The 19,414-nt window shown below is 72.2% G+C and carries 12 protein-coding genes; 9 read left to right on the top strand and 3 right to left on the bottom strand.

The features are described from left to right. The first annotated feature begins 4 nt into the window (after window positions 1-4). The gene (locus tag ABC304_RS06190; protein WP_412932851.1) at window positions 5-1,348 is read left to right on the top strand and encodes an MFS transporter; all 1,344 of its coding nucleotides are present in this window, start codon (window positions 5-7) and stop codon (window positions 1,346-1,348) included. Window positions 1,349-1,483: 135 nt separating this feature from the next. Here the strand turns inward: ABC304_RS06190 and ABC304_RS06185 are convergent, their stop codons facing one another. The 3 genes from ABC304_RS06185 to ABC304_RS06175 are packed head-to-tail and all read right to left on the bottom strand — an operon-like array spanning window position 1,484 to window position 5,857. After that, window positions 1,484-2,734 (bottom strand): FAD-binding protein, encoded by a 1,251-nt coding sequence (locus ABC304_RS06185; RefSeq protein ID WP_412929590.1) that lies wholly within the window; start codon window positions 2,732-2,734, stop codon window positions 1,484-1,486. Window positions 2,735-2,744: 10 nt separating this feature from the next. Further along, on the bottom strand, window positions 2,745-5,186 hold the full coding sequence (locus tag ABC304_RS06180; protein ID WP_412932850.1) for a glycoside hydrolase family 2 TIM barrel-domain containing protein: 2,442 nt from the start codon (window positions 5,184-5,186) through the stop codon (window positions 2,745-2,747). After that, complete coding sequence (locus ABC304_RS06175; RefSeq protein WP_412929589.1) at window positions 5,186-5,857, bottom strand: TetR/AcrR family transcriptional regulator; 672 nt, start codon at window positions 5,855-5,857, stop codon at window positions 5,186-5,188. The genes ABC304_RS06180 and ABC304_RS06175 overlap by 1 nt, the downstream gene beginning before the upstream one ends. Before the next feature lie 188 nt (window positions 5,858-6,045). Between ABC304_RS06175 and ABC304_RS06170 the strand changes: the two genes are divergently transcribed. The 8 genes from ABC304_RS06170 (at window position 6,046) to ABC304_RS06135 (ending at window position 19,399) form a co-directional block, all read left to right on the top strand. Beyond that, complete coding sequence (locus tag ABC304_RS06170) at window positions 6,046-7,569, top strand: ABC transporter substrate-binding protein (RefSeq protein ID WP_412929588.1); 1,524 nt, start codon at window positions 6,046-6,048, stop codon at window positions 7,567-7,569. 67 nt (window positions 7,570-7,636) lie between these two features. After that, a complete protein-coding gene (locus tag ABC304_RS06165) occupies window positions 7,637-8,578 on the top strand; it encodes an ABC transporter permease (protein WP_412929587.1) in 942 nt (313 codons plus the stop codon). Next, entirely contained in the window at window positions 8,575-10,458 is a 1,884-nt protein-coding gene (locus tag ABC304_RS06160) for a dipeptide/oligopeptide/nickel ABC transporter permease/ATP-binding protein (protein WP_412929586.1), read from the top strand. Before ABC304_RS06165 ends, ABC304_RS06160 begins: the two co-directional genes overlap by 4 nt. Further along, window positions 10,455-11,315, top strand: coding sequence for an ATP-binding cassette domain-containing protein (locus ABC304_RS06155; protein WP_412929584.1), 861 nt, complete (start codon window positions 10,455-10,457; stop codon window positions 11,313-11,315). The genes ABC304_RS06160 and ABC304_RS06155 overlap by 4 nt, the downstream gene beginning before the upstream one ends. A 40-nt stretch (window positions 11,316-11,355) precedes the next feature. Continuing rightward, window positions 11,356-13,809 (top strand): beta-glucosidase family protein, encoded by a 2,454-nt coding sequence (locus tag ABC304_RS06150; protein ID WP_412932848.1) that lies wholly within the window; start codon window positions 11,356-11,358, stop codon window positions 13,807-13,809. A 55-nt stretch (window positions 13,810-13,864) separates the two neighbouring features. After that, window positions 13,865-14,995 (top strand): serine hydrolase domain-containing protein, encoded by a 1,131-nt coding sequence (locus ABC304_RS06145; RefSeq protein WP_412929582.1) that lies wholly within the window; start codon window positions 13,865-13,867, stop codon window positions 14,993-14,995. A gap of 67 nt (window positions 14,996-15,062) precedes the next feature. Then, the gene (locus tag ABC304_RS06140) at window positions 15,063-16,571 is read left to right on the top strand and encodes a glycoside hydrolase family 43 protein (protein ID WP_412929580.1); all 1,509 of its coding nucleotides are present in this window, start codon (window positions 15,063-15,065) and stop codon (window positions 16,569-16,571) included. After that, window positions 16,568-19,399 carry a family 78 glycoside hydrolase catalytic domain gene (locus ABC304_RS06135; protein ID WP_412929577.1) on the top strand — a complete coding sequence of 944 codons (2,832 nt, stop codon included), beginning with the start codon at window positions 16,568-16,570 and terminating at the stop codon, window positions 19,397-19,399. Before ABC304_RS06140 ends, ABC304_RS06135 begins: the two co-directional genes overlap by 4 nt. Window positions 19,400-19,414: the final 15 nt, after the last annotated feature.

Genomic DNA, 19,414 nt, shown 5'->3' with positions numbered 1-19,414 from the left:
CAGCATGTTCCGCTCGCTGCGCGTGTTCAACTTCCGCGTGTGGACGCTCGGCGCCCTCGTGTCGAACATCGGCGGCTGGATGCAGGCGACCGCACAGGACTGGGTCGTGCTCACCGAGCTGACGAACCACGACGCGACCGCGATGGGCGTCACGATGGCGCTGCAGTTCGGCCCGCCGCTGCTGCTCGTGGGCGTGACTGGCTGGGTCGCCGACCGGTTCGACCGGCGCAAGCTGCTCATGGTCACGCAGTCCGCGCTGCTGCTCCTCGCCGTCGCCGTCGGTGTGCTGCTGCTCACCCACGTCATGACCCTCCCCCTCATGTGGCTCTTCGCCCTCGGGTTCGGCATGGTCAACGCCTTCGACGCCCCCGCGCGCCAGGCGTTCGTGTCCGACGTGGTCGGCCGAGAGGACGCGTCCAACGCCGTCGCCCTCAACTCGGCCTCGTTCAACATGGCCCGCCTCATCGGCCCCGCCGTCGGCGGCGTGCTGGTCGTGCTGATCGGCACGGGCTGGATGTTCCTCGCCAACGCCGGCACCTTCCTCGCGATGCTGGTGGCGCTGGCGCTGATCCGCGCGCACGAGCTCGTGCCGCGGGCGCGCTCGGCGGGCGCGGCGCGCCTGGCCGACGGGTTCCGCTACGTGCGCGGACGCCCCGACCTGCTCGTCATCTTCTCGATGGTGTTCCTGCTCGGCGCCTTCGGCATGAACTTCCCGATCTTCGCCTCCACGATGGCCATCGAGTTCGGCCGCGACGCCGACGGCTACGGGCTGCTGAGCTCGGTGCTGGCGATCGGCTCGCTCATCGGCGCGCTTCTGTCGGCCCGTCGCGACCGCGCCCGCATGAGGGTCGTCGTCTGGGCCGCCGGCGGCTTCGGAGCCGTCTCGCTCCTGTCGTCGTTCATGCCCCTCTACGGGCTTTACGCCGTCACGCTCGTGCTCGTCGGGTTCTGCACCGTCACGATGCTGACGACGGCGAACGGCTACGTGCAGACCACCACCGACCCGGCGCTCCGCGGCCGCGTGCTCGCGCTGTACATGGCCGTCATCATGGGCGCGACGCCCATCGGCGCCCCCATCGCGGGATGGGTGGCCACCGCGTTCGGACCCCGCGCCGCCATCCAGGTGGGCGCGGCCGCCGGCGCGCTGGCCTGCATCATCGGGCTGACGTGGGTCGCGGCATCCGGTCGCCTTCACCGGCACGAGAGCCGGCGCTTCCGCCTGACCATCGACGAGACGCGTCCGATCGGCGTCATCCCGCCCGAGGAGTTCAGTGACGAGATCGCCGAGGCGACCCCGGTGCCGCTGCCCTCGACGGACCCGCAGCCCGCCGGTCGCCGCGCGGGCTGACGCGGTCGTCCGCGCGAGGCGAGGTGCCGGCGCGAGCGCAGGACGCAACCCTGCGGAGCGGACCTGTGCCCGCGCGAGAGCCGTCGCTCGAACGGCGGTGATGACGGATGCCCGTGGCCCGGCCGCCCGGAGGCGTCAGCGTGCCCGGCGCACCCCGACCCGCTCGAGGTGGGCGTTGGAGAAGCGGCCCTCGGGATCGAGGCGCTCGTAGACCTCCCGGGCGTCGGCGAGGCGGGGGTGCACGCGGGCGATCCGCTCGGCGTCAAAGGTGTGCAGCTTGGCCCAGTGCGGCCGGGCCGCGAACGGGGCGAGCGCGGCCTCGATCGCGGGGAGCACCGCGCGGACACCCGCCGGGTCGTTGACGAAGGTGAAGTGGATCGCGAGCATGTCGCGCCGGTAGGCGCCGCTCAGCCACAGCTCGTCGGCGGCGGCGGTGCGCAGCTCGCTGACGATGAGGACGGGACGGATCCGCTCGCCGAGCGCGACCATCGCCCGCAGGGCGGCCGGCGCGTCCTCGCGCGCGATGAAGTACTCACTCTGGATCTCGTCGCCGAAGGACGGCACGGCGTCGAGCCGGAAGTGCGGCAGGCGCTGGAGCCACGGCCCGGGGACGCCGCGCACCTCGGTGACGTTGCCGGCCGTGCCGAGCGGGGCGGCCTCGTGGTCGCGGCGTCCGTCCAGCAGGGTGTCGGGCACATCCGCGTCACCGGGCTCCACGCGGGTCTTGACCCACACGAAGCCGACCGACTCCTCGTTCCAGAGGGTGAAGACGGAGACGCTGTAGCCCGCGCCGGTGACGGCGTCGAGGTCGGCGAGCGCGGCATCCCACGTGACTCCGACGTAGATGTCCTGGCGGGCCTGGAAGGTGGGCTGCACCGCCAGCGTGACGGCCACGACGACGCCGAAGGCGCCGAGGCCCACCGCGAGCGCCGGGAAGTCGGGGTCGCCTTCGCGCGTCTCGCGCACCTCGCCGGTCGCATCGATCCAGCGGATGCCGCGGACCGCGGTCGTCAGCACGCCGTTGGCGTCGCCCGACCCGTGCGTGGCCGTCGCGGTCGCCCCGCCGACGGAGATGTGCGGCAGCGAGCCGAGGTTGTGCAGGGCGAAGCCGTTCGCCTCGAGGAATTCCGCGAGCACGCCGTAGCGCGTGCCGGCCGCGACCGTGACGGTGACGGCGGCCTGGTCGAGCAGGAACCCGCCGGTCAGGCCGGCGAGGTCGAGCAGCGTGCCGTCGGTGTCGGGCAGATCGGTGAAGGAGTGCCGGGTGCCGAGCGCGTGCACGCGGCCCTCCGCCTCGCGGACGGCGTGCCGCACGTCGTCCTCATCCGCCACGGGAAGGATCCACGGTGCGGTGTACTCGTGCGTTCCGGCCCAGTTGCGCTCCATTCGAGCGAGCCTAGGCGACCTCGAGCACCACCCGGGCGTCGCGGCATCCGTCGGCGCGAACGGTCACCGTGACGGTGCCCGTGCCGTCCGGCCGGACGACGGCGAGCGCCCGTCCGTCGTACGTCGTGACGGAGGGTCCGCCGAACGGCTCCTCGGTGCGGGCGCGGCCGGTGGCGAGGCCGCCGAGAGTGCCGGCTCCCTCGACGGTGACGGAGACGAGACGGTCGACGTCGCACGGCACGGTGCCCGCGGCATCCTCCAGCGTGATCTCGACGAACGCGGCGTCCTCGGAGCCGTCCGCCAGCCGGTCGCGGTCGACCCGGGCCAGGACCGAGATCTCGCCCGCCGCCGTCCGCAGCGCCGTGCGGCCGACCTCGGCGCCGTCGCGTCGGGCGACGGCCACCAGCTCGCCGGGCCGGTAGTGAGTCGCGAAGCGGGCGACGAACGCCTTGCCGGGCGCCGCGTCAGCCGGCGCCGCGCCGACCGCTGCCGTTCCGAGGGAGGCACCGTCGAGAAGCAGCTCGACCTCGTCGGCGTCGGCGTAGACGTCCACCTCGACCGGCGATCCGGCGGGCACGCCCCAGCTCCACGAGGCGACGGTGTCGTCCCATGACCAGGGGGTGGTCGCGGCCGGACGGCCGTGATGCTGCGGGCGGTGCACCGCGATCCACGGGTCGGAGCGGAGCCCGAAGACGATCTCGCGGTAGTACGACACCGTGCGGCGGTGGCCGGTGATGTCGAGGTCGCCGCTCTCCGCCAGCACGTACGGGTAGGGCCCGGCGGTGCCGGTCGGCTCGTAGCCCTCCACGTCGGTGTAGTCGACGCGGCCGATGCCCGCTTCGCCGATGTAGTCCCAGCCCGTCCAGGTGAAGTCGCCGATGACGTGGTCCCACTCCTTCACGAGCTGCCACATCACCTCGATCTTCGACGGGAACGTCTCGGAGCCCACGATGATGCGCTCCGGGAAGAGCTCCGCGTCCAGCGCGTAGCGGGAGTCGGCGTAGTTGAAGCCGACGACGTCGAGCACGGAGGCCGACTCCTCGGTCGACGCGGTGACGAGGTCGGACGCGTTCATCCGCGCCATCTGCTCGCCCATGCCGGCCATCATCGTGTTCGGATCGGCGGCCTCGACCTCCGCCCTCGCCTCGGCCATGTGACCCAGGTTGGCGATGATGCCGTTGATGCCGTTGGTGACGAAGCGCGTCGGATCGTCCTCTCGCACCGCCTCGGCGATGCGACGGCTCCACGCGGAGCCGAGCGGAGTGGCGAGCTCGAGGATCTCGTTGCCGATCGAGTACAGGATGACGCTCGGGTGGTTCACGTCCTTGCGCACCATCGCCGCGACGTCGTCGCGCCAGCGCTCCGGGAAGGTCAGCGAGGAGTCGAAGGTGGTCTTCGCCGAGGTCCACACGTCGGTCAGCTCGTCCATCACGAGCACGCCGTGCCGGTCGCAGGCGTCGAGCATCGCGCGGCTGATCGGGTTGTGCGCGCTGCGGATCGCGTTGAAGCCGGCGGCCTTGAGCAGACGGATGCGGCGGTCCTCCGCCGCATCGACCGCGGCCGCGCCGAGCGGGCCGTTGTCAGCGTGCACGCACGCGCCGCGCAGCTTCACCGTCTCGCCGTTGATCCGGAGCCCCCGCGCGGCGTCGAGCCGGAGGGAGCGGATGCCGAACGTCGTCGTGTCCTCGTCGATGCGTGTGCCCGCGGCATCCTCCACCGTCGTGTGCAGCACGTGCAGCGCGGGATCGCCGGTCCCCCACAGCCGCGGCTCGCGCACGCGGAGGCGGGCGCGGGCCGTCGCGGGCTCACCGGGCAGCACCGTCACGGGCGCCGAGCCCTCGGCGACGGTCGCGCCGTCGGGCGAGGCGACGCGCCAGCGCACGCGGGTGAGGGCGGTGTGCCGGGTGTCGTTCTCGACGGTGGCCGAGACGGCGACGATCGCGCGCTCCGCGTCGATGTCCGGGGTGGTGACCCGCACGCCGTCGACGGAGAGGTGCACCGGATCGGCGACGATCAGGTGGACGGGACGATGGATGCCGGCCCCGGCGTACCAGCGGGAGTCCTTGTGGGCGCGCGCCTCGACGGTGACCGTGTTGTCCACACCGAAGCGGAGGAAGGCGTCGGCGCGGACGACGAACGTCGCATAGCCGTTGGGCTCGTGCGCCGCGAAGTCGCCGTTGATCTTGACGACGGCGTCGCGGTAGACGCCCTCGAATTCCAGCAGCACCGTGCGCGTGCGCCACTCCTCCGGCACGGTGAACGTCTTGGCATATTCGAACACGCCGCCGGGGAAGTAGCCGGCGTGCACCCCCTGATCGCTGTCGGGCGAGCGCGGCAGATCGCGCAGCGCGTCGTGAGGCAGCAGCACCGCCCGGCGGTCGCCGGCGACGGGCGCCTCGAAGGTGCCGCGCTTGGGGCCGACCGTCCAGCCGGCGTCGAACGGGGTGCGCATCACGCCGCGTCCTCCTCGGGCTGGATCGCGACGACGCCCGACATGACCGACTCGCCCTCGCCGAAGTCGACCATCGAGTCGAACAGACCGGCCAGCTCGCGGGCCATGTCGACGGCGTCGCGATCGAGCAGCCACTGCACCTGCAGGCCGTCCATGAGGGCCACCGTCGCGATGGCGGCGCGCGCGGGGTCGACGTCGGCGCGGAGGCGGCCCGCATCCCGCAGCCGGGCGAACGTCTCTCCGACGGAGCGGCGCACGTACGCGTAGCGGTCGACGAAGTACGCGTGGGCCGGATGGGAGGGGGCGGTCGCCTCGGCGGAGAGCGTGCAGTACAACTCGACCACACCGGGGATCGACTGGTTGTAGAGCGCGAGGGAGATGAGTCCGCGCAGGCCCACCCGACCGTCCTCGTGATCGAAGTCCACGACCGCGCGGGATCGGTCGTCGCGGTGGTCGAGCACCGCCTGGAGCAGCACGCCCTTGTTCGGGAAGTGGTGCAGCAGGCCCGCCTCGCTCATCCCGACGCGGCTGGCGACCTCGCGGAGGGAGCCCGCGCGATACCCGGACTCGGCGAACACCTCCAGAGCGGCATCCAGGATCGCTATGCGCTTCGCGGCCGTCTTGGCGTACGTCCCCCGGACGCGCCCGACAGCGCCGATGGTGTCCGTCATCGTGTCACCTCATCCCGCGCCGCTGCCTCCATCGGCAGCCCGCGTCGGGTCCTCGAGACAGTTCTATAACGAAACACGAGCGATCGCTAGGTTTTTCGAACGAAAACCTAGCGACAGTTCGGATTTGCTGTTACGTTCTCCCGTCAGAGGCGATCCGTTGGGGTATCGCCCTGATGAAGGGACCAAGGATGTTCCGTTGGAAGGCCACAGCAGCCGCCCTCGCGATCGCCGCTCTCGCTCTGACCGGCTGCGCCGGCGGCGACTCCGGGACCGGCGGCGGCGAGCAGTCGGGCGGCACGCTCACCCTCGGCGCGATCGCCGCGCCCACGACCCTCGACCCGGCCGGCTCGGAGTGGGGCAATCGCTCGCCCTACTACCAGGCCGTCTTCGACACGCTCCTGCTCGCGACGCCGGAGGGCACCATCGAGCCCTGGCTGGCCACCGAGTACTCGTACAACGACGACAACACCGTGCTGACCCTCACCCTGCGCGATGACGTGACCTTCTCGGACGGCACCAAGCTGACCGGTGCGGTCGTGGTCAAGAACCTCGAGCGCTTCAAGGCCGGCACCTCGCCGGACGCGGGCTACTTCTCCGGCGTCACGAGCTTCGAGGCTCCCGACGACAGCACGGTCGTCATCACGCTCGCCGCTCCCGATCCGGCGATGCTCAACTACCTGACCCGCGACCCGGGCCTCGTCGGCGCGGAGGCCTCCCTCGACAGCCCGGACGTGGCCACCACGCCCGTCGGCTCCGGCCCCTACATGCTCGACACCGCAGCGACGGTGACGGGCACGAGCTACACCTACACGAAGAACCCGGACTACTGGAACCCGGACGTGCAGCACTACGACAAGCTCGTCATCAACGTCTACCAGGACCCCACTGCTGCGCTGAACGCCATCAAGGCCGGCGAGGCCAACGGCGTCCGCCTGTCGACCAACGACACCCTCAGCGAGGTCGAGGGCGCCGGCTGGACCGTGGCCTCCAACGAGCTCGACTTCCAGGGCATGCTGCTCCTCGACCGCGCCGGCACGCAGACGCCCGCGCTCGGCGACGTCCGGGTGCGTCAGGCGCTGAACTACGCGTTCGACCGTGCGGGCCTGAAGGCCGCGCTGCAGAACGACCTGGGATCGGTCACCACGCAGGTGTTCCCCGCGACCTCCGACGCCTACGACCCCGAGCTCGACAACTACTACACGTACGACCCGGCGAAGGCGAAGGAGCTGCTGGCCGAGGCCGGCTATGCCGACGGCTTCACGCTGTCGATGCCGTCCTCGACGCTGCTGGGCGCCAGCACCTACACGCTGATCTCGCAGCAGCTCGCCGACATCGGCATCACCGCCGAGTACACCGAACCCGGTCAGAACTTCATCGCCGACCTGCTGGCGCCCAAGTTCTCCGCATCGTTCATGGCTCTGGAGCAGAACCCGGACTGGCAGCTCATCCAGTTCATGATCGCGCCGAACGCCGTCTTCAACCCCTACAAGTACGAGGACCCGAAGGTCGACGAGTACATCAAGCAGATCCAGTTCGGTGACGAGGCCACGCAGAAGTCGGTGGCCAAGGAGCTGAACAAGTACATCGTCGAGCAGGCCTGGTTCGCCCCGTTCTACCGCGTGCAGGGCTCCTTCGCGGTCGACGCGAACACGACCGTCGAGATGGTGCCGACGAACGCCTACCCGGCGATCTACGACATCCAGCCCAAGTAACGCCCACGTCCGGTCCGCCCTCCTGAGGGCGGACCGGACACCAACCCTCTTCCCATCGGAGCGAAGAATGCTCGGCTTCATCGTGCGCCGCCTGCTCTCGGGCGTCATCCTGCTGCTCGTCATCTCGATCGTGGCGTTCAGCCTGCTCTACCTCGACAGCGCCAACATCGCCCGCCGCATCCTCGGACAGAATGCGACCGCCGAGCTGGTGGCGCAGAAGACGCGGGAGCTCGGGCTCGATCGCCCGCTGCTCGTGCAGTACGGCGACTGGATCACCTCGGCCCTCACCGGCGACTTCGGCCGCTCGTGGTTCAACGGCCAGCTGGTCTCGGTCAGCCTCTCCGGGCGCCTCGCCGTCAGCCTGTCGCTCGTCATCGGCGCGACGATCGTGTCGGCGATCATCGCCGTCGTGCTCGGCGTGCTCGCCGCCCGCCGCGGCGGCTGGGTCGACGCCCTCGTGCAGTTCATCTCCGTCGTCGGCTTCGCGATCCCGGGCTTCCTGATCGCGCTGTACCTCGTGCTGATCTTCGCCATCAACCTCAAGCTCTTCAAGGCGACGGGCTACATCCCGATCACCACCAGCTTCGCCGGCTGGCTCTCGTCCGTGACGCTGCCGATCATCGCCCTGTCCATCGGCGCGATCGCCGCGGTCGCGCAGCAGATCCGCGGCTCGGTGTCCGATGCGCTGTCCCGCGACTACGTCCGCACGCTCCGCAGCCGCGGCCTGTCCTCGGGCAGCGTCGTCTACAAGCACGTGCTGCGCAACGCCGGCGGCCCCGCCCTCGCCGTCCTCGCGGTGCAGTTCGTCGGCCTCCTCGGCGGCGCCGTCATCGTGGAGTCGATCTTCGCCCTGCCGGGCATGGGCCAGCTGACCGTCTCCGCCACCACCCAGGGCGACATCCCCGTCGTCATGGGCGTCGTGGTCGCCTTCGCCGTGATCGTCATCGTGGTGAACCTCCTCATCGACCTCGCGCAGGCCGCGCTCAACCCGAAGGTGCGACTGTCATGACCGCCGTCGACGTCCCGACCACCATCCCCACGCCGCCCGTGCGCGTCTCGCTCCTGCGCCGGCTCGTGCGTCGCCCCATCGGGCTCGCCTCGCTCATCGTGCTGGCCGTCGTCGCGCTGATCGCCGTCTTCGGCGGGATCATCGCGCCGCACGACCCGAACCTCGCGTCGCTGCAGCTGATCCTCAAGGGGCCCAGCGCAGACCACCTGCTGGGCACCGACTCCGCCGGTCGCGACGTGCTGTCCCGTCTCCTCGCCGCCACGCAGGTGACGGTCGCCGCCGCCCTCGTCGCGCTCGTCACCGCGGCGGTCATCGGCGTCACGGCCGGCCTCATCGCCGGCTACTACAAGGGCTGGTTCGACGCCGTCTCCTCCTGGGTCACGTCGCTGACGATGGCCCTGCCGGGCATCGTGGTGCTGCTGGCCGCCCGCGCCGTCCTCGGACCCTCGGTGTGGCTGTCGATGCTGATCTTCGGCATCCTGCTCTCCCCCGCCTTCTTCCGCCTCGTCTACGCCGCCGTCACCGGCGTGCGCAACGAGCTGTACGTCGACGCCGCCCGCGTGGCGGGCCTCTCCGACCTGCGCATCATCGGCCGCCACATCCTGTCGGTGGTCCGTGCGCCGATCATCATCCAGTCGGCGATCATCCTGGGCATCGCCATCGCGATCCAGTCGGGCCTGGAGTTCCTCGGCATCGGCGACTCGTCCGTTCCCACGTGGGGCGGCATGCTCAACGACGCGTTCCAGAAGATCTACCAGGCGCCCCTACTCATGGTGTGGCCGTCGCTCGCGATCGCCGTCACCCTCATCGCCCTGATCCTCCTCGCCAACGCCATGCGCGACGTGCTGGAGCGCACCGCGACGGTCCGCCGCCGGCGGCGCCGTGCGGTCACCACCGCCACCGGTTCCATCGCCGCCGTGACCACCTCGATGAGCCTCTCCGGCGGCGACCTCGACGCGCTGGCAGACTCGGGCGAACTTCCCGTCGTCACCGACACGATCGTGCACCCGGATGACGCGGCCACCGCGAGCGCATCGCACGAAGTGGTGCTCAGCATCCGCGACCTGCGCGTCGGCTACGAGCAGCCGTCGGGCCCCGACATCGAGGTCGTCCACGGCGTCTCGATGGACATCCGCAAGGGCGAGATCCACGGACTGATCGGCGAGTCGGGCTCCGGCAAGACGCAGACCGCCTTCGCCGTGCTCGGCCTGCTGCCGCGCGGCGGCCGCGTCACCGCCGGCACCATCGACTACGAGGGCACGCAGCTGGGCGACGCGTCGGAGCGGGCCTACGCCGGCATCCGCGGACGCCGCATCGGCTACATCCCCCAGGAGCCGATGAGCAACCTCGATCCGTCGTTCAAGATCGGCTCGCAGCTGGTCGAACCGCTGGTGAAGAACCTGGGCCTGTCCAAAGCGGATGCCCGCAAGCGGTCGCTCGAGCTGCTCGACCGGGTCGGCATCCCGAACCCGCAGCGCACCTTCGACGCCTACCCGTTCGAGGTCTCCGGCGGCATGGCGCAGCGCGTGCTGATCGCCGGTGCCGTGTCGACCGACCCCGACCTGATCATCGCCGACGAGCCCACCACGGCCCTCGACGTGACGGTGCAGGCGGAGGTGCTCGACCTCCTCCGCGACCTGCAGCGCGAGCGCCAGATGGCGATGCTGCTCGTCACGCACAACTTCGGCGTCGTGTCCGACCTCTGCGACCGCGTCACGGTCATGCAGCAGGGCCTGTTCGTCGAGCAGGGGCCGGTGCGCACCATCCTCGGCTCGCCCTCCCACCCCTACACGCAGTCGCTGCTGGACGCGATCCTCGACGAGGGTCCCGCCCGCGGTCCGCTGGCTCCGGCCGGCTCGTCCGAAGGAGTCCGCCCGTGAACCCGCTGCTCGACATCGCCGACCTCGAGGTCGCCTATCCCGGCAAGGGCTTCCGGGCGAAGCCGTTCCAGGCGCTGAAGGGCGTCTCGCTCGACATCCGTCCCGGGGAGACCGTGGGCCTCGTCGGCGAGTCCGGATCGGGCAAGACCACGCTCGGCCGGGCGGTCCTCGGCCTCGCGCCGGTCACCGGCGGCTCGATCCGCTACGACGGTCGCGAGATCGGCCACCTCTCCCGCCGGGAGCGGCGCACGCTGAGCTCGGAGATCCAGGTCGTCTTCCAGGACCCGTACTCCTCGCTCAACCCCTCGCTCACGATCGAGCAGATCCTCGCCGAGCCGCTGACCGCTCGCGGCACCGCCGCGAAGGCCGCGTCGGCACGGGTGCGCGACCTCCTCGATAGGGTGGGTCTTCCCTCGGACGCCGCGGGGCGGCTGCCGCGGGAGTTCTCCGGCGGACAGCGTCAGCGCGTCGCCATCGCGCGGGCGCTCGCCCTCGACCCGAAGCTCATCGTCTGCGACGAGCCGGTCTCCGCGCTCGACCTGTCCACGCAGGCCCGCGTGCTCGACCTCTTCATCGAAATCCAGGAGCGCACCGGCGTCGCCTACCTCTTCATCTCGCACGACCTCGCGGTCGTCCGGCACATCAGCCACCGCGTCGCGGTGATGTACCGCGGCGAGCTCGTGGAGACCGGCGACGGGGACCAGGTGACCGCTCGCCCCGAGCACCCCTACACGCAGCGGCTGTTCCTGGCCGCCCCCGTGCCGAACCCCGACGACCAGGCGGAACGGCGCGCCGCGCGCCGTGCGCTGCTGGCCGCGCAGGCGGACGGCGCCGCGACGTCCGTCGACGCCGCCTGATCCCCCGCTCGACGGTGCGCCACGCGGCGCACCGCTGCTCATTGTCCCCGGAAGGACCCCCGTGACCACCGAATCGACCGTCGCCACGAGCGACGCGACGTCCCACCTCCTGCCCCTCCTCGCGCAGCTGACCCTCGAGCAGAAGGCCGCCTTCGTGCAGGGCGCGGACTTCTGGGCGACCGTGCCGCTCCCCGAGATCGGCGTGCGGGCGATGACCCTGTCCGACGGCCCGGCCGGCGTGCGCGGCCCGCGATGGGACGAGCGCGAGCCCTCGCTCAACCTGCCCTCGGGCTCTGCCCTGGCGGCCTCGTGGGACATCGATCTCGCCTACCGCTACGGCGCGGCCGCAGCATCCGAAGCCCGTCGCAAGGGCGTGGACGTCGTGCTCGGACCCACCATCAACCTGCACCGCTCGCCGCTCGGCGGCCGGCACTTCGAGTGCTTCAGCGAGGACCCGGAGCTCACCGCCGAGCTCGGCGCCGCCTACGTCCGCGGCCTGCAGGACAACGGCGTCGCCGCGACGCCGAAGCACTACGTCGCGAACGACTCCGAGACCGACCGCTTCACCGTCGACGTCCGGGTCGACGAGCGCGCCCTGCGCGAGCTCTACCTCGCGCCGTTCGAGCGCGCCGTCGAAGCCGGCACCTGGTCGGTGATGAGCTCGTACAACTCCGTCGACGGCGTCACCATGACCGAGAACGACCTGCTCGAGACACCCCTGAACTCCGAGTGGGGCTTCGACGGCGTCGTCGTCAGCGACTGGACCGCGGTGCGCTCCCTAGACGCCGTCGCCGCGTCGCAGGACCTCGCCATGCCCGGTCCCGCTCCCGCGTGGGGGGACCTCGTCGCGGCTGTCCGCGACGGCAGGGTCTCCGAGACGGACCTCGACCGCAAGGTGCTCCGGATGCTGCTCCTGGCCGAGCGCGTCGGCGCGCTCGAGGGCACGCCGAGCGTCGAGCCCGCCCCGGTCGACGGCGTCGCCTTCACCCGCGAGGCTGCCGTCGAGGGCACCGTGCTGCTCACGAACGACGGCACCCTGCCCCTGGATGCGACGACCCTGCGCTCCGTCGCGGTGATCGGCCACAACGCGCTCGAGGCCCGCACGCAGGGCGGGGGCAGCGCGACCGTGCTGCCCGAGCACGTCGTATCGCCCCTGGAGGGGCTGCGCACCGCGCTGCCCGAGGCGGCCGTCTCGTACGAGATCGGCGCCGTCGTGCAGGAGGGCGTCGCGGAGCTGCCGCTGGAGCACCTGGAGAACCCCGCGACCGGCGAGCCCGGGCTGCGGGTGTCGTTCTTCGACGCGGACGGAGCCGAGCTCTTCACCGAAGACCGCCGCTCGACGGCACTGGTGTGGTTCGGCGGCGACGCCCCGATCGCGGCGAGCTCCTCCGTGGTGCTCGAGACGGTCTACACGCCCGCCGAGACCGGCGAGATCCAGCTCGGCTTCGCGGGCGCCAACCCCGGTCGCGTGTCGATCGACGGCGTCGAGATGCTCGCCGAGACGCCGCAGATCGAGGGCACCGACCTCGGCGCCGCCTTCCTGAACCCGCCGTCGTCGACCGCCGCGGTGCAGGCCGAGGCCGGCCGGCCGCTCCGCCTCCGCGCGGAGTTCGCGCTGTCCTCCGGCGGACCCCTGGCCGGGGCGCTCAGCGTCACCCTCGGCATCGCCCCGGAGAAGACCGATCCCGACGAGCTGATCGCCCGCGCGGCGGCGGCCGCGGCCTCCGCCGACGTCGCTGTTATCGTCGTCGGCACGAACTCGAAGGTGGAGTCCGAGGGCTACGACCGCGTCGACCTCGACCTCCCCGGACGCCAGGACGACCTGGTGCGGGCCGTCGCCGCCACCGGCACCCCGACCATCGTGGTGGTCAACGCGGGCTCCCCCGTGGTGCTGCCGTGGGCGGGCGATGTCGCCGCCGTCGTCCAGGGCTACTTCGGCGGGCAGGAGTTCGGCTCCGCCGTCGCGGCGGTGCTGACCGGTGCCGCCGAGCCCGGCGGACGCCTGCCCACGACCTGGCCCGCCGCACTCGCGGACGTTCCGGTCACCGACGTCACGCCGCAGGACGGCGTGCTGGCCTACACCGAGGGCATACACATCGGATATCGCGCGTGGCTACGCGCCGACACCGCGCCCGCCTTCCCGTTCGGGCACGGCCTCGGCTACACGACCTGGTCGTGGGGCGCCGTGCAGCGTGACGGCGATGCGCTCGACGTCACGCTCGCCAACACCGGCGCGCGTGCCGGCAAGCAGGTCGTACAGGTCTACGCCGAGCGGGCGGACTCCACGGTCGAGCGACCGGTGCGCTGGCTCGTCGGCTTCGCGACCGTCCGGGCCGAGGCGGGGCAGACCGTCACCGCGACGATCCCCCTCCCCGCGCGGCGCTTCGCGCACTGGAGCGACGGCTGGCAGGTCGAGGGCGGCGCCTTCACCCTCCGCGCCGGGGCCTCCGTGGCCGATCTTCCGCTCACGATGGAGTGGAGCGTCGGCGACTGACCGCCGGTCGCCACTGCGCACAGCGCTCCACCCCCCGATCACCGGAAGGTCCCCCATGTCCGATGCCCTGACCGCTCACGTCGACGGCTTCGCCGACGACCGCCTCGCCGCGGTCGTCGCCGAGATCGAGGGGTTCGCCGCGGCGGATCCGGAATACTCCGTGCAGGTGGCCGCCTTCGCCGGCGGACGGCCGGTGCTGGACGTCTGGACCGGTCCGCACCTGAGCCGGGACTCGCTGATGGTGCCGTACTCGGTGAGCAAGAACACGCTCGGCCTGTCGATCGCCCTCCTGCTCGAGCGCGGGCTCGTCGACCTCGACGCGCCCGTCGCGCAGTACTGGCCGGAGTTCGCGGCGAAGGACAAGGGCGCGGTCACCGTGCGGCAGCTGCTGTCCCACCAGGCCGGCCTGCCGCAGGCGACGCCCGCCCTCACGTGGGCAGAGCTGCTCGATGCGCACGCGGCCGCCGACCGGCTCGCGGCCAGCCGGCCGCTGTGGCAGCCCGGCAGCTCGTTCGGCTACCACGCGCTCACCATCGGCAACCTCGGCGCGGAGCTCGTCTTCCGCATCACCGGCCGCACGCTCCAGGACTTCTACGAGCAGGAGATCCGCCGCCCGCACGCGGTGGACTTCTATCTCGGCCTCCCGGAGTCCGAGGACGCCCGCCGCGTGCCCGTGCTGCCGATGATCAGGCCCAAGATCGATTCCGCGCCGCGCTACACGTCGCTGCTGATGCCGCTGGTCTGGTCGTCCCCCGGTCCGGAGCTCGATGTCGCCAACGATGAGCGCAGCTGGCGCTTCGGCCATGCCGGGGCGTCGGGCACGGGCTCGGCACGGGGTCTGGCGCGCCTGTTCGCGGCGATGGTGACCGGTGTCGACGGCGCCGCGCCCGTGCTGTCGCCCGACACCGTCGAGGTCGTCGGCCTGCAGCAGGTCAGCGGCTACGACGAGGTGCTCGGTCAGCCGCACCGCGCTCATGGCGTCGTCTTCCAGAAGCCGACGCCGGCGCTGCACTTCGGCGGCCCGCGGGCGTTCGGGCACGATGGCGCCGCCGGCGCCCTCGCCTGCGTCGACCCCGACACGGGCGTGGCCTTCGCCTACACGATCGCCCGCGGCCCCTGGCCGGGCGGCGCCGATCCCCGCGCGCTCGCCCTCGCGGTCGAGATCGGCCGCATCTTCGGCTCCTGACCCGCCCGCGCGTTCGCGCATCCGTCCCGCCCGCGCACCGCGCCCCACCCGACGATCGAGGCTCCCCGTGACCACGCTGTTCAACCCGCTCATCAGCGGCTTCCACCCCGACCCGTCGGTCGTGCGCGTCGGCGACGAGTTCTACCTGGCGACCTCGACGTTCGAGTACCTGCCCGGCATCCCGATCCACCGGTCGACCGACTTCGAGACCTGGGAGCTGATCGGCCACGTCGCCACCCGCCCCGGCCAGCTGGCCGTCGAAGAGGTGCCCACGGCGGGCGGCGCCTGGGCGCCCACCATCCGCCACCGCGACGGCGTGTTCCACCTCGTCGTCACCGACGCGATGGGGCGCGGGATGCTGCACTTCACCGCCGCGGATGCCGCCGGTCCGTGGAGCGACGGCGACCTGATCCTGAAGGCCGACGGCTCCGCCTCGCTCGACGGCATCGACCCCGACATCGCGTGGGACGAGGACGGCACCGTCTACATCACGTTCTCCGGGCTCATCCTCAGCGGGGAGGGCGTCGGCTCCCACCTCGGCATCCAGCAGGTGCGGGTCGACCTCGACGCGCACCGCGCGCTCGAGGAGCCGCGCTCGGTCTGGTCGGGCACGGGCGGGCAGTTCCCCGAGGCGCCGCACCTCTACGCGGTGGACGGCCGGTGGTACCTGATGATCGCCGAGGGGGGCACCGAGCGTGGCCACGGCATCTCCATCGCGCGCGGCGACTCGCCCGAGGGTCCGTTCGAGACCGCACCGCAGAACCCGCTGGTCTCCGCCCGCTCCACGATCCGTCCCGTGCAGAACACCGGCCACGGCGACCTGGTGATCGGCCCCGACGGGGACTGGCTCTGCGTGCTGCTGGGTGTGCGACCCCGCAGCATGACCCGCGCCTTCTCCGCCGTCGGCCGCGAGACCTTCGTCACCCCCGTCCGCTGGGAGTCCGACGGCTGGCCCGCGATCGACCCGGTGCTGCTGAACCCGCGCCCCGGCACCCGCGCGGATGTCATCTTCGACGCACCCCTCGACGCCGAGTGGATCGCCGTCCGCTCCCTTCCGACCGACCACGCCGACCTCGACTCGCACCCCGGTGCGCTCGTGCTGCGCGGCACGGGCGCGACGCTCGACGATCCGCGCCCCGTATTCGTCGGGCGCCGCCAGGAGCATCTCCGTTCCGCGGTGACCGTCGGCCTGGACGCCTCCGCCGGCGTGGGCGGACTCGCCGTGCGCTACGACGAGCGCTTCCACGTCGAGATCGAAGCAGGAAACGGCGCGCTCACGGGACGTGCCGCGCTGGCCGGCATCGTGAAGGAGTGGAGCACGCCCTACGCCGGGGGCCGCGTCGAGCTGCACATCGACTCGAGCCCGCCCGCGGCATCCGGCGGCTTCCCCCGCACGAGCGACGTGATCACCCTCGCCGTCACGGCGGGCGGCGAGCGCCGCGAGCTCGGCGAGGTCGACGGACGCTTCCTGTCGTCCGAGACGACCGAGTCGTTCACCGGCCGGGTGATCGGCGTGTACGCCGTGAGCGGCGAGATCATCGTGGACAGCTGGACCACCGAAGGAGACGACGAATGACCGAGACGACGAACACCGCGGTGATCGGGATGCTGCGCGCCGAGCTGCGGGACGACACCGTGTTCGTCGCGACGCCGACACCACGTCTCACGTGGACCGTCGAGGACGCGGCGGACGGCTGGATCCAGGCGTCGGCCGAGCTCTCCGACGGGCGGGACACCGTCCGGCTCGACGGCCCGGACAGCGCGCTGGTCGCCTGGCCGTTCGCGCCCCTCGCCGCGGGCGAGGAGCGCGACGTCACGGTGCGCGCGATCGCGACGTCGGGTGCGCAGACCGCCTGGAGTGCGCCGCGGCGCGTGGCCGCCGGCTTCCTCGCCGAGGGCGAGTGGGTGGCCGAGCCCATCGGGCTGGCCGACCCCGACCGGCCGGCGCAGCCGGCGCTGGTGCGAACCTCGTTCCACCTCGACCGTCCGGTGCGCTCGGCGCTGCTGCTGTGGACGGCGCTCGGCGTCGCCGAGCCCGAGCTCAACGGCGAGCCCGTGGCCGAGGACGTGCTGGCGCCCGGCTGGACCGCCTACCGCGACCGGCTCGTCCACGAGACGGTCGACGTGACGCGGCTCGTCCGCCAGGGCGACAACGTGCTCGGCGCGACCGTCGCCGGCGCCTGGTACACCGAGAAGTACGGCTTCTTCACCTTCACCGACCGCCTGTACGGCGACCAGCCGTCGTTCCTGGCGCAGCTGCGCGTCGCGTTCGAGGACGGGACGGTCGACACGATCGCCGCCACGGGCGACGCGTGGACGGCGACCGGCGACGGTCCCGTCGTCGACAGCGGCATCTACCCGGGCGAGCACCAGGACCTGCGGCGGGTGCTGCCCGGCTGGTCGGCGCCCGGCGGCACGGTGGAGGGCTGGAATCCGGTGCGCGTCGGACCCGCGGCCCGGCCGGACTACGACACGGTCCCCGTGCCGGAGGCCCGCATCGCCCCTCCGGTCCGCCGCATCCAGACCCTCCCCGTGGTCGACGTCACGACCTCGCCGTCCGGAGCGACCATCCTCGACTTCGGTCAGAACCTGGTCGGACGCCTGCGGATCCGGGTGACCGGCCCGGCAGGCACCCGGCTCACCGCACGTCACGCGGAGGTGCTGGAGGACGGCGAGCTCAGCATCCGCCCGCTCCGCAACGCCGCCGCGACGGCGACCTTCGACCTCGCCGGCACCGGCGAGGAGGTGCTCGAGTCGCGCTTCAGCTTCTACGGCTTCCGCTACGCCTCCATCGACGGCTGGCCGGGAGCCTTCGACCCCGCCGACGTCGAGGCCGTCGTGCTGCACACCGACATGACGCGCACGGGGTGGTTCGAGGCATCCGACCCCCTGCTGTCGCGTCTGCACGACAACGTGCTGTGGGGCATGCGGGGCAACTTCCTGTCGATCCCGACCGACTGCCCGCAGCGGGACGAGCGGCTCGGATGGACCGGCGACCTGCAGGTCTTCTCCCCCACCGCCTCGTTCCTCTACGACTGCGACGGGTTCCTGACGTCGTGGCTGCGCGACCTCGCGCTCGAGCAGGGGCGCCGCGGCGGCGATGTGACGCTCGTCGTCCCCGCCGCGCTGCCGAGCTTCGGCTCGCTCGGGGCGACGGCCGCCTGGGGGGATGCCGCGACCGTGGTGCCCTCGGTGCTGTACGAGCGCTTCGGCGACCTCGGCGTCGTCGAGGCGCAGTATCCGAGCATGACCTCATGGGTCGACCTGGTCGTCTCCGAGGCCGGGGACTCCGGACTGTGGGCGGGATCGATGCAGCTCGGCGACTGGCTGGACCCGTCGGCGCCGCCGGACAAGCCCGGCCAGGCGAAAGTCGACGGCGACATCGTCGCGACGGCGTACCTCGCCCGGTCGCTGCGGATCGTCGCGGACGCGGCCGCCCTTCTCGGGCGCGACGACGACGCGGAGCACTACGGCGCGCTCGCCGAGAGGTCGCGGAAGGCCTTCGTCGCGGAGTACGTGACGCCCGCGGGCCGCATGATGAGCGACGCCCCGACCGCCTACGCGCTCGCGCTCGAGTTCGACCTCGTGCACGACGCCGACGTGCGCGCCCGCCTCGCCGCGCGACTGTCGGCGCGCGTGCGGGAGGGCGGCTACCGCATCGGCACCGGCTTCGTCGGCACGCCCCTCGTCACCGACGCCCTCGCGAAGGGCGGACACCTTGCTGCCGCCGAGCGGCTGCTCATGCAGACCGAGTGCCCCTCGTGGCTGTACCCCGTCACCATGGGCGCGACGACGGTGTGGGAGCGGTGGGACTCGCTGCTGCCCGACGGCTCGGTGAACCCGGGAGAGATGACCTCGTTCAACCACTACGCGCTGGGCGCCGTGGCCGACTGGCTGCACCGCACCGTGGCCGGCCTCGCGCCGGCGGCACCGGGCTACCGCGCGCTGCGCATCGCGCCGCAGCCCCTGTCCGGGCTGACGTCCGCCTCGGCGCGCCACCTCACCCCCTACGGCGAAGCGTCGGTCGCGTGGGAGCGCGACGGCGACACCGTCGTCGTCCGCGCGACCGTCCCGGCCAACACCACCGCCGAGGTCGCCCTTCCACTCCAGCCTGTGCAGCACGTCGGCTCGGGCCGTCACGAGTGGCGGTTCGGCGCAGCGCCGGAGCCGCAGCATCCGCCCCTCGACGGGCTCGACGCCTCGCTCGCCGACGTGATCGACGACCGCCGAGCCTACGACGCACTGCTCGCGACGCTCGCCGAGGTCGCGCCCGACCGCGTCGACGCCGTGCGCGCCGACACCCTCTGGGGGTCGGGTCGCCCCGTCGCGGCCGCCCTCATGTTCACCCCGCCGCACGTGCTCGCCCGCGTCGACGAGGCCATCCGCACGGCCACCGCGTCCTGAAACCAGCGCGGCCGC

Source organism: Microbacterium jepli (genome assembly GCF_047237905.1).
Taxonomy (GTDB): domain Bacteria; phylum Actinomycetota; class Actinomycetes; order Actinomycetales; family Microbacteriaceae; genus Microbacterium.
The sequence above is the reverse complement of the archived record's forward strand: the minus strand, read 5'-3'. Positions and strand labels throughout refer to the sequence as shown.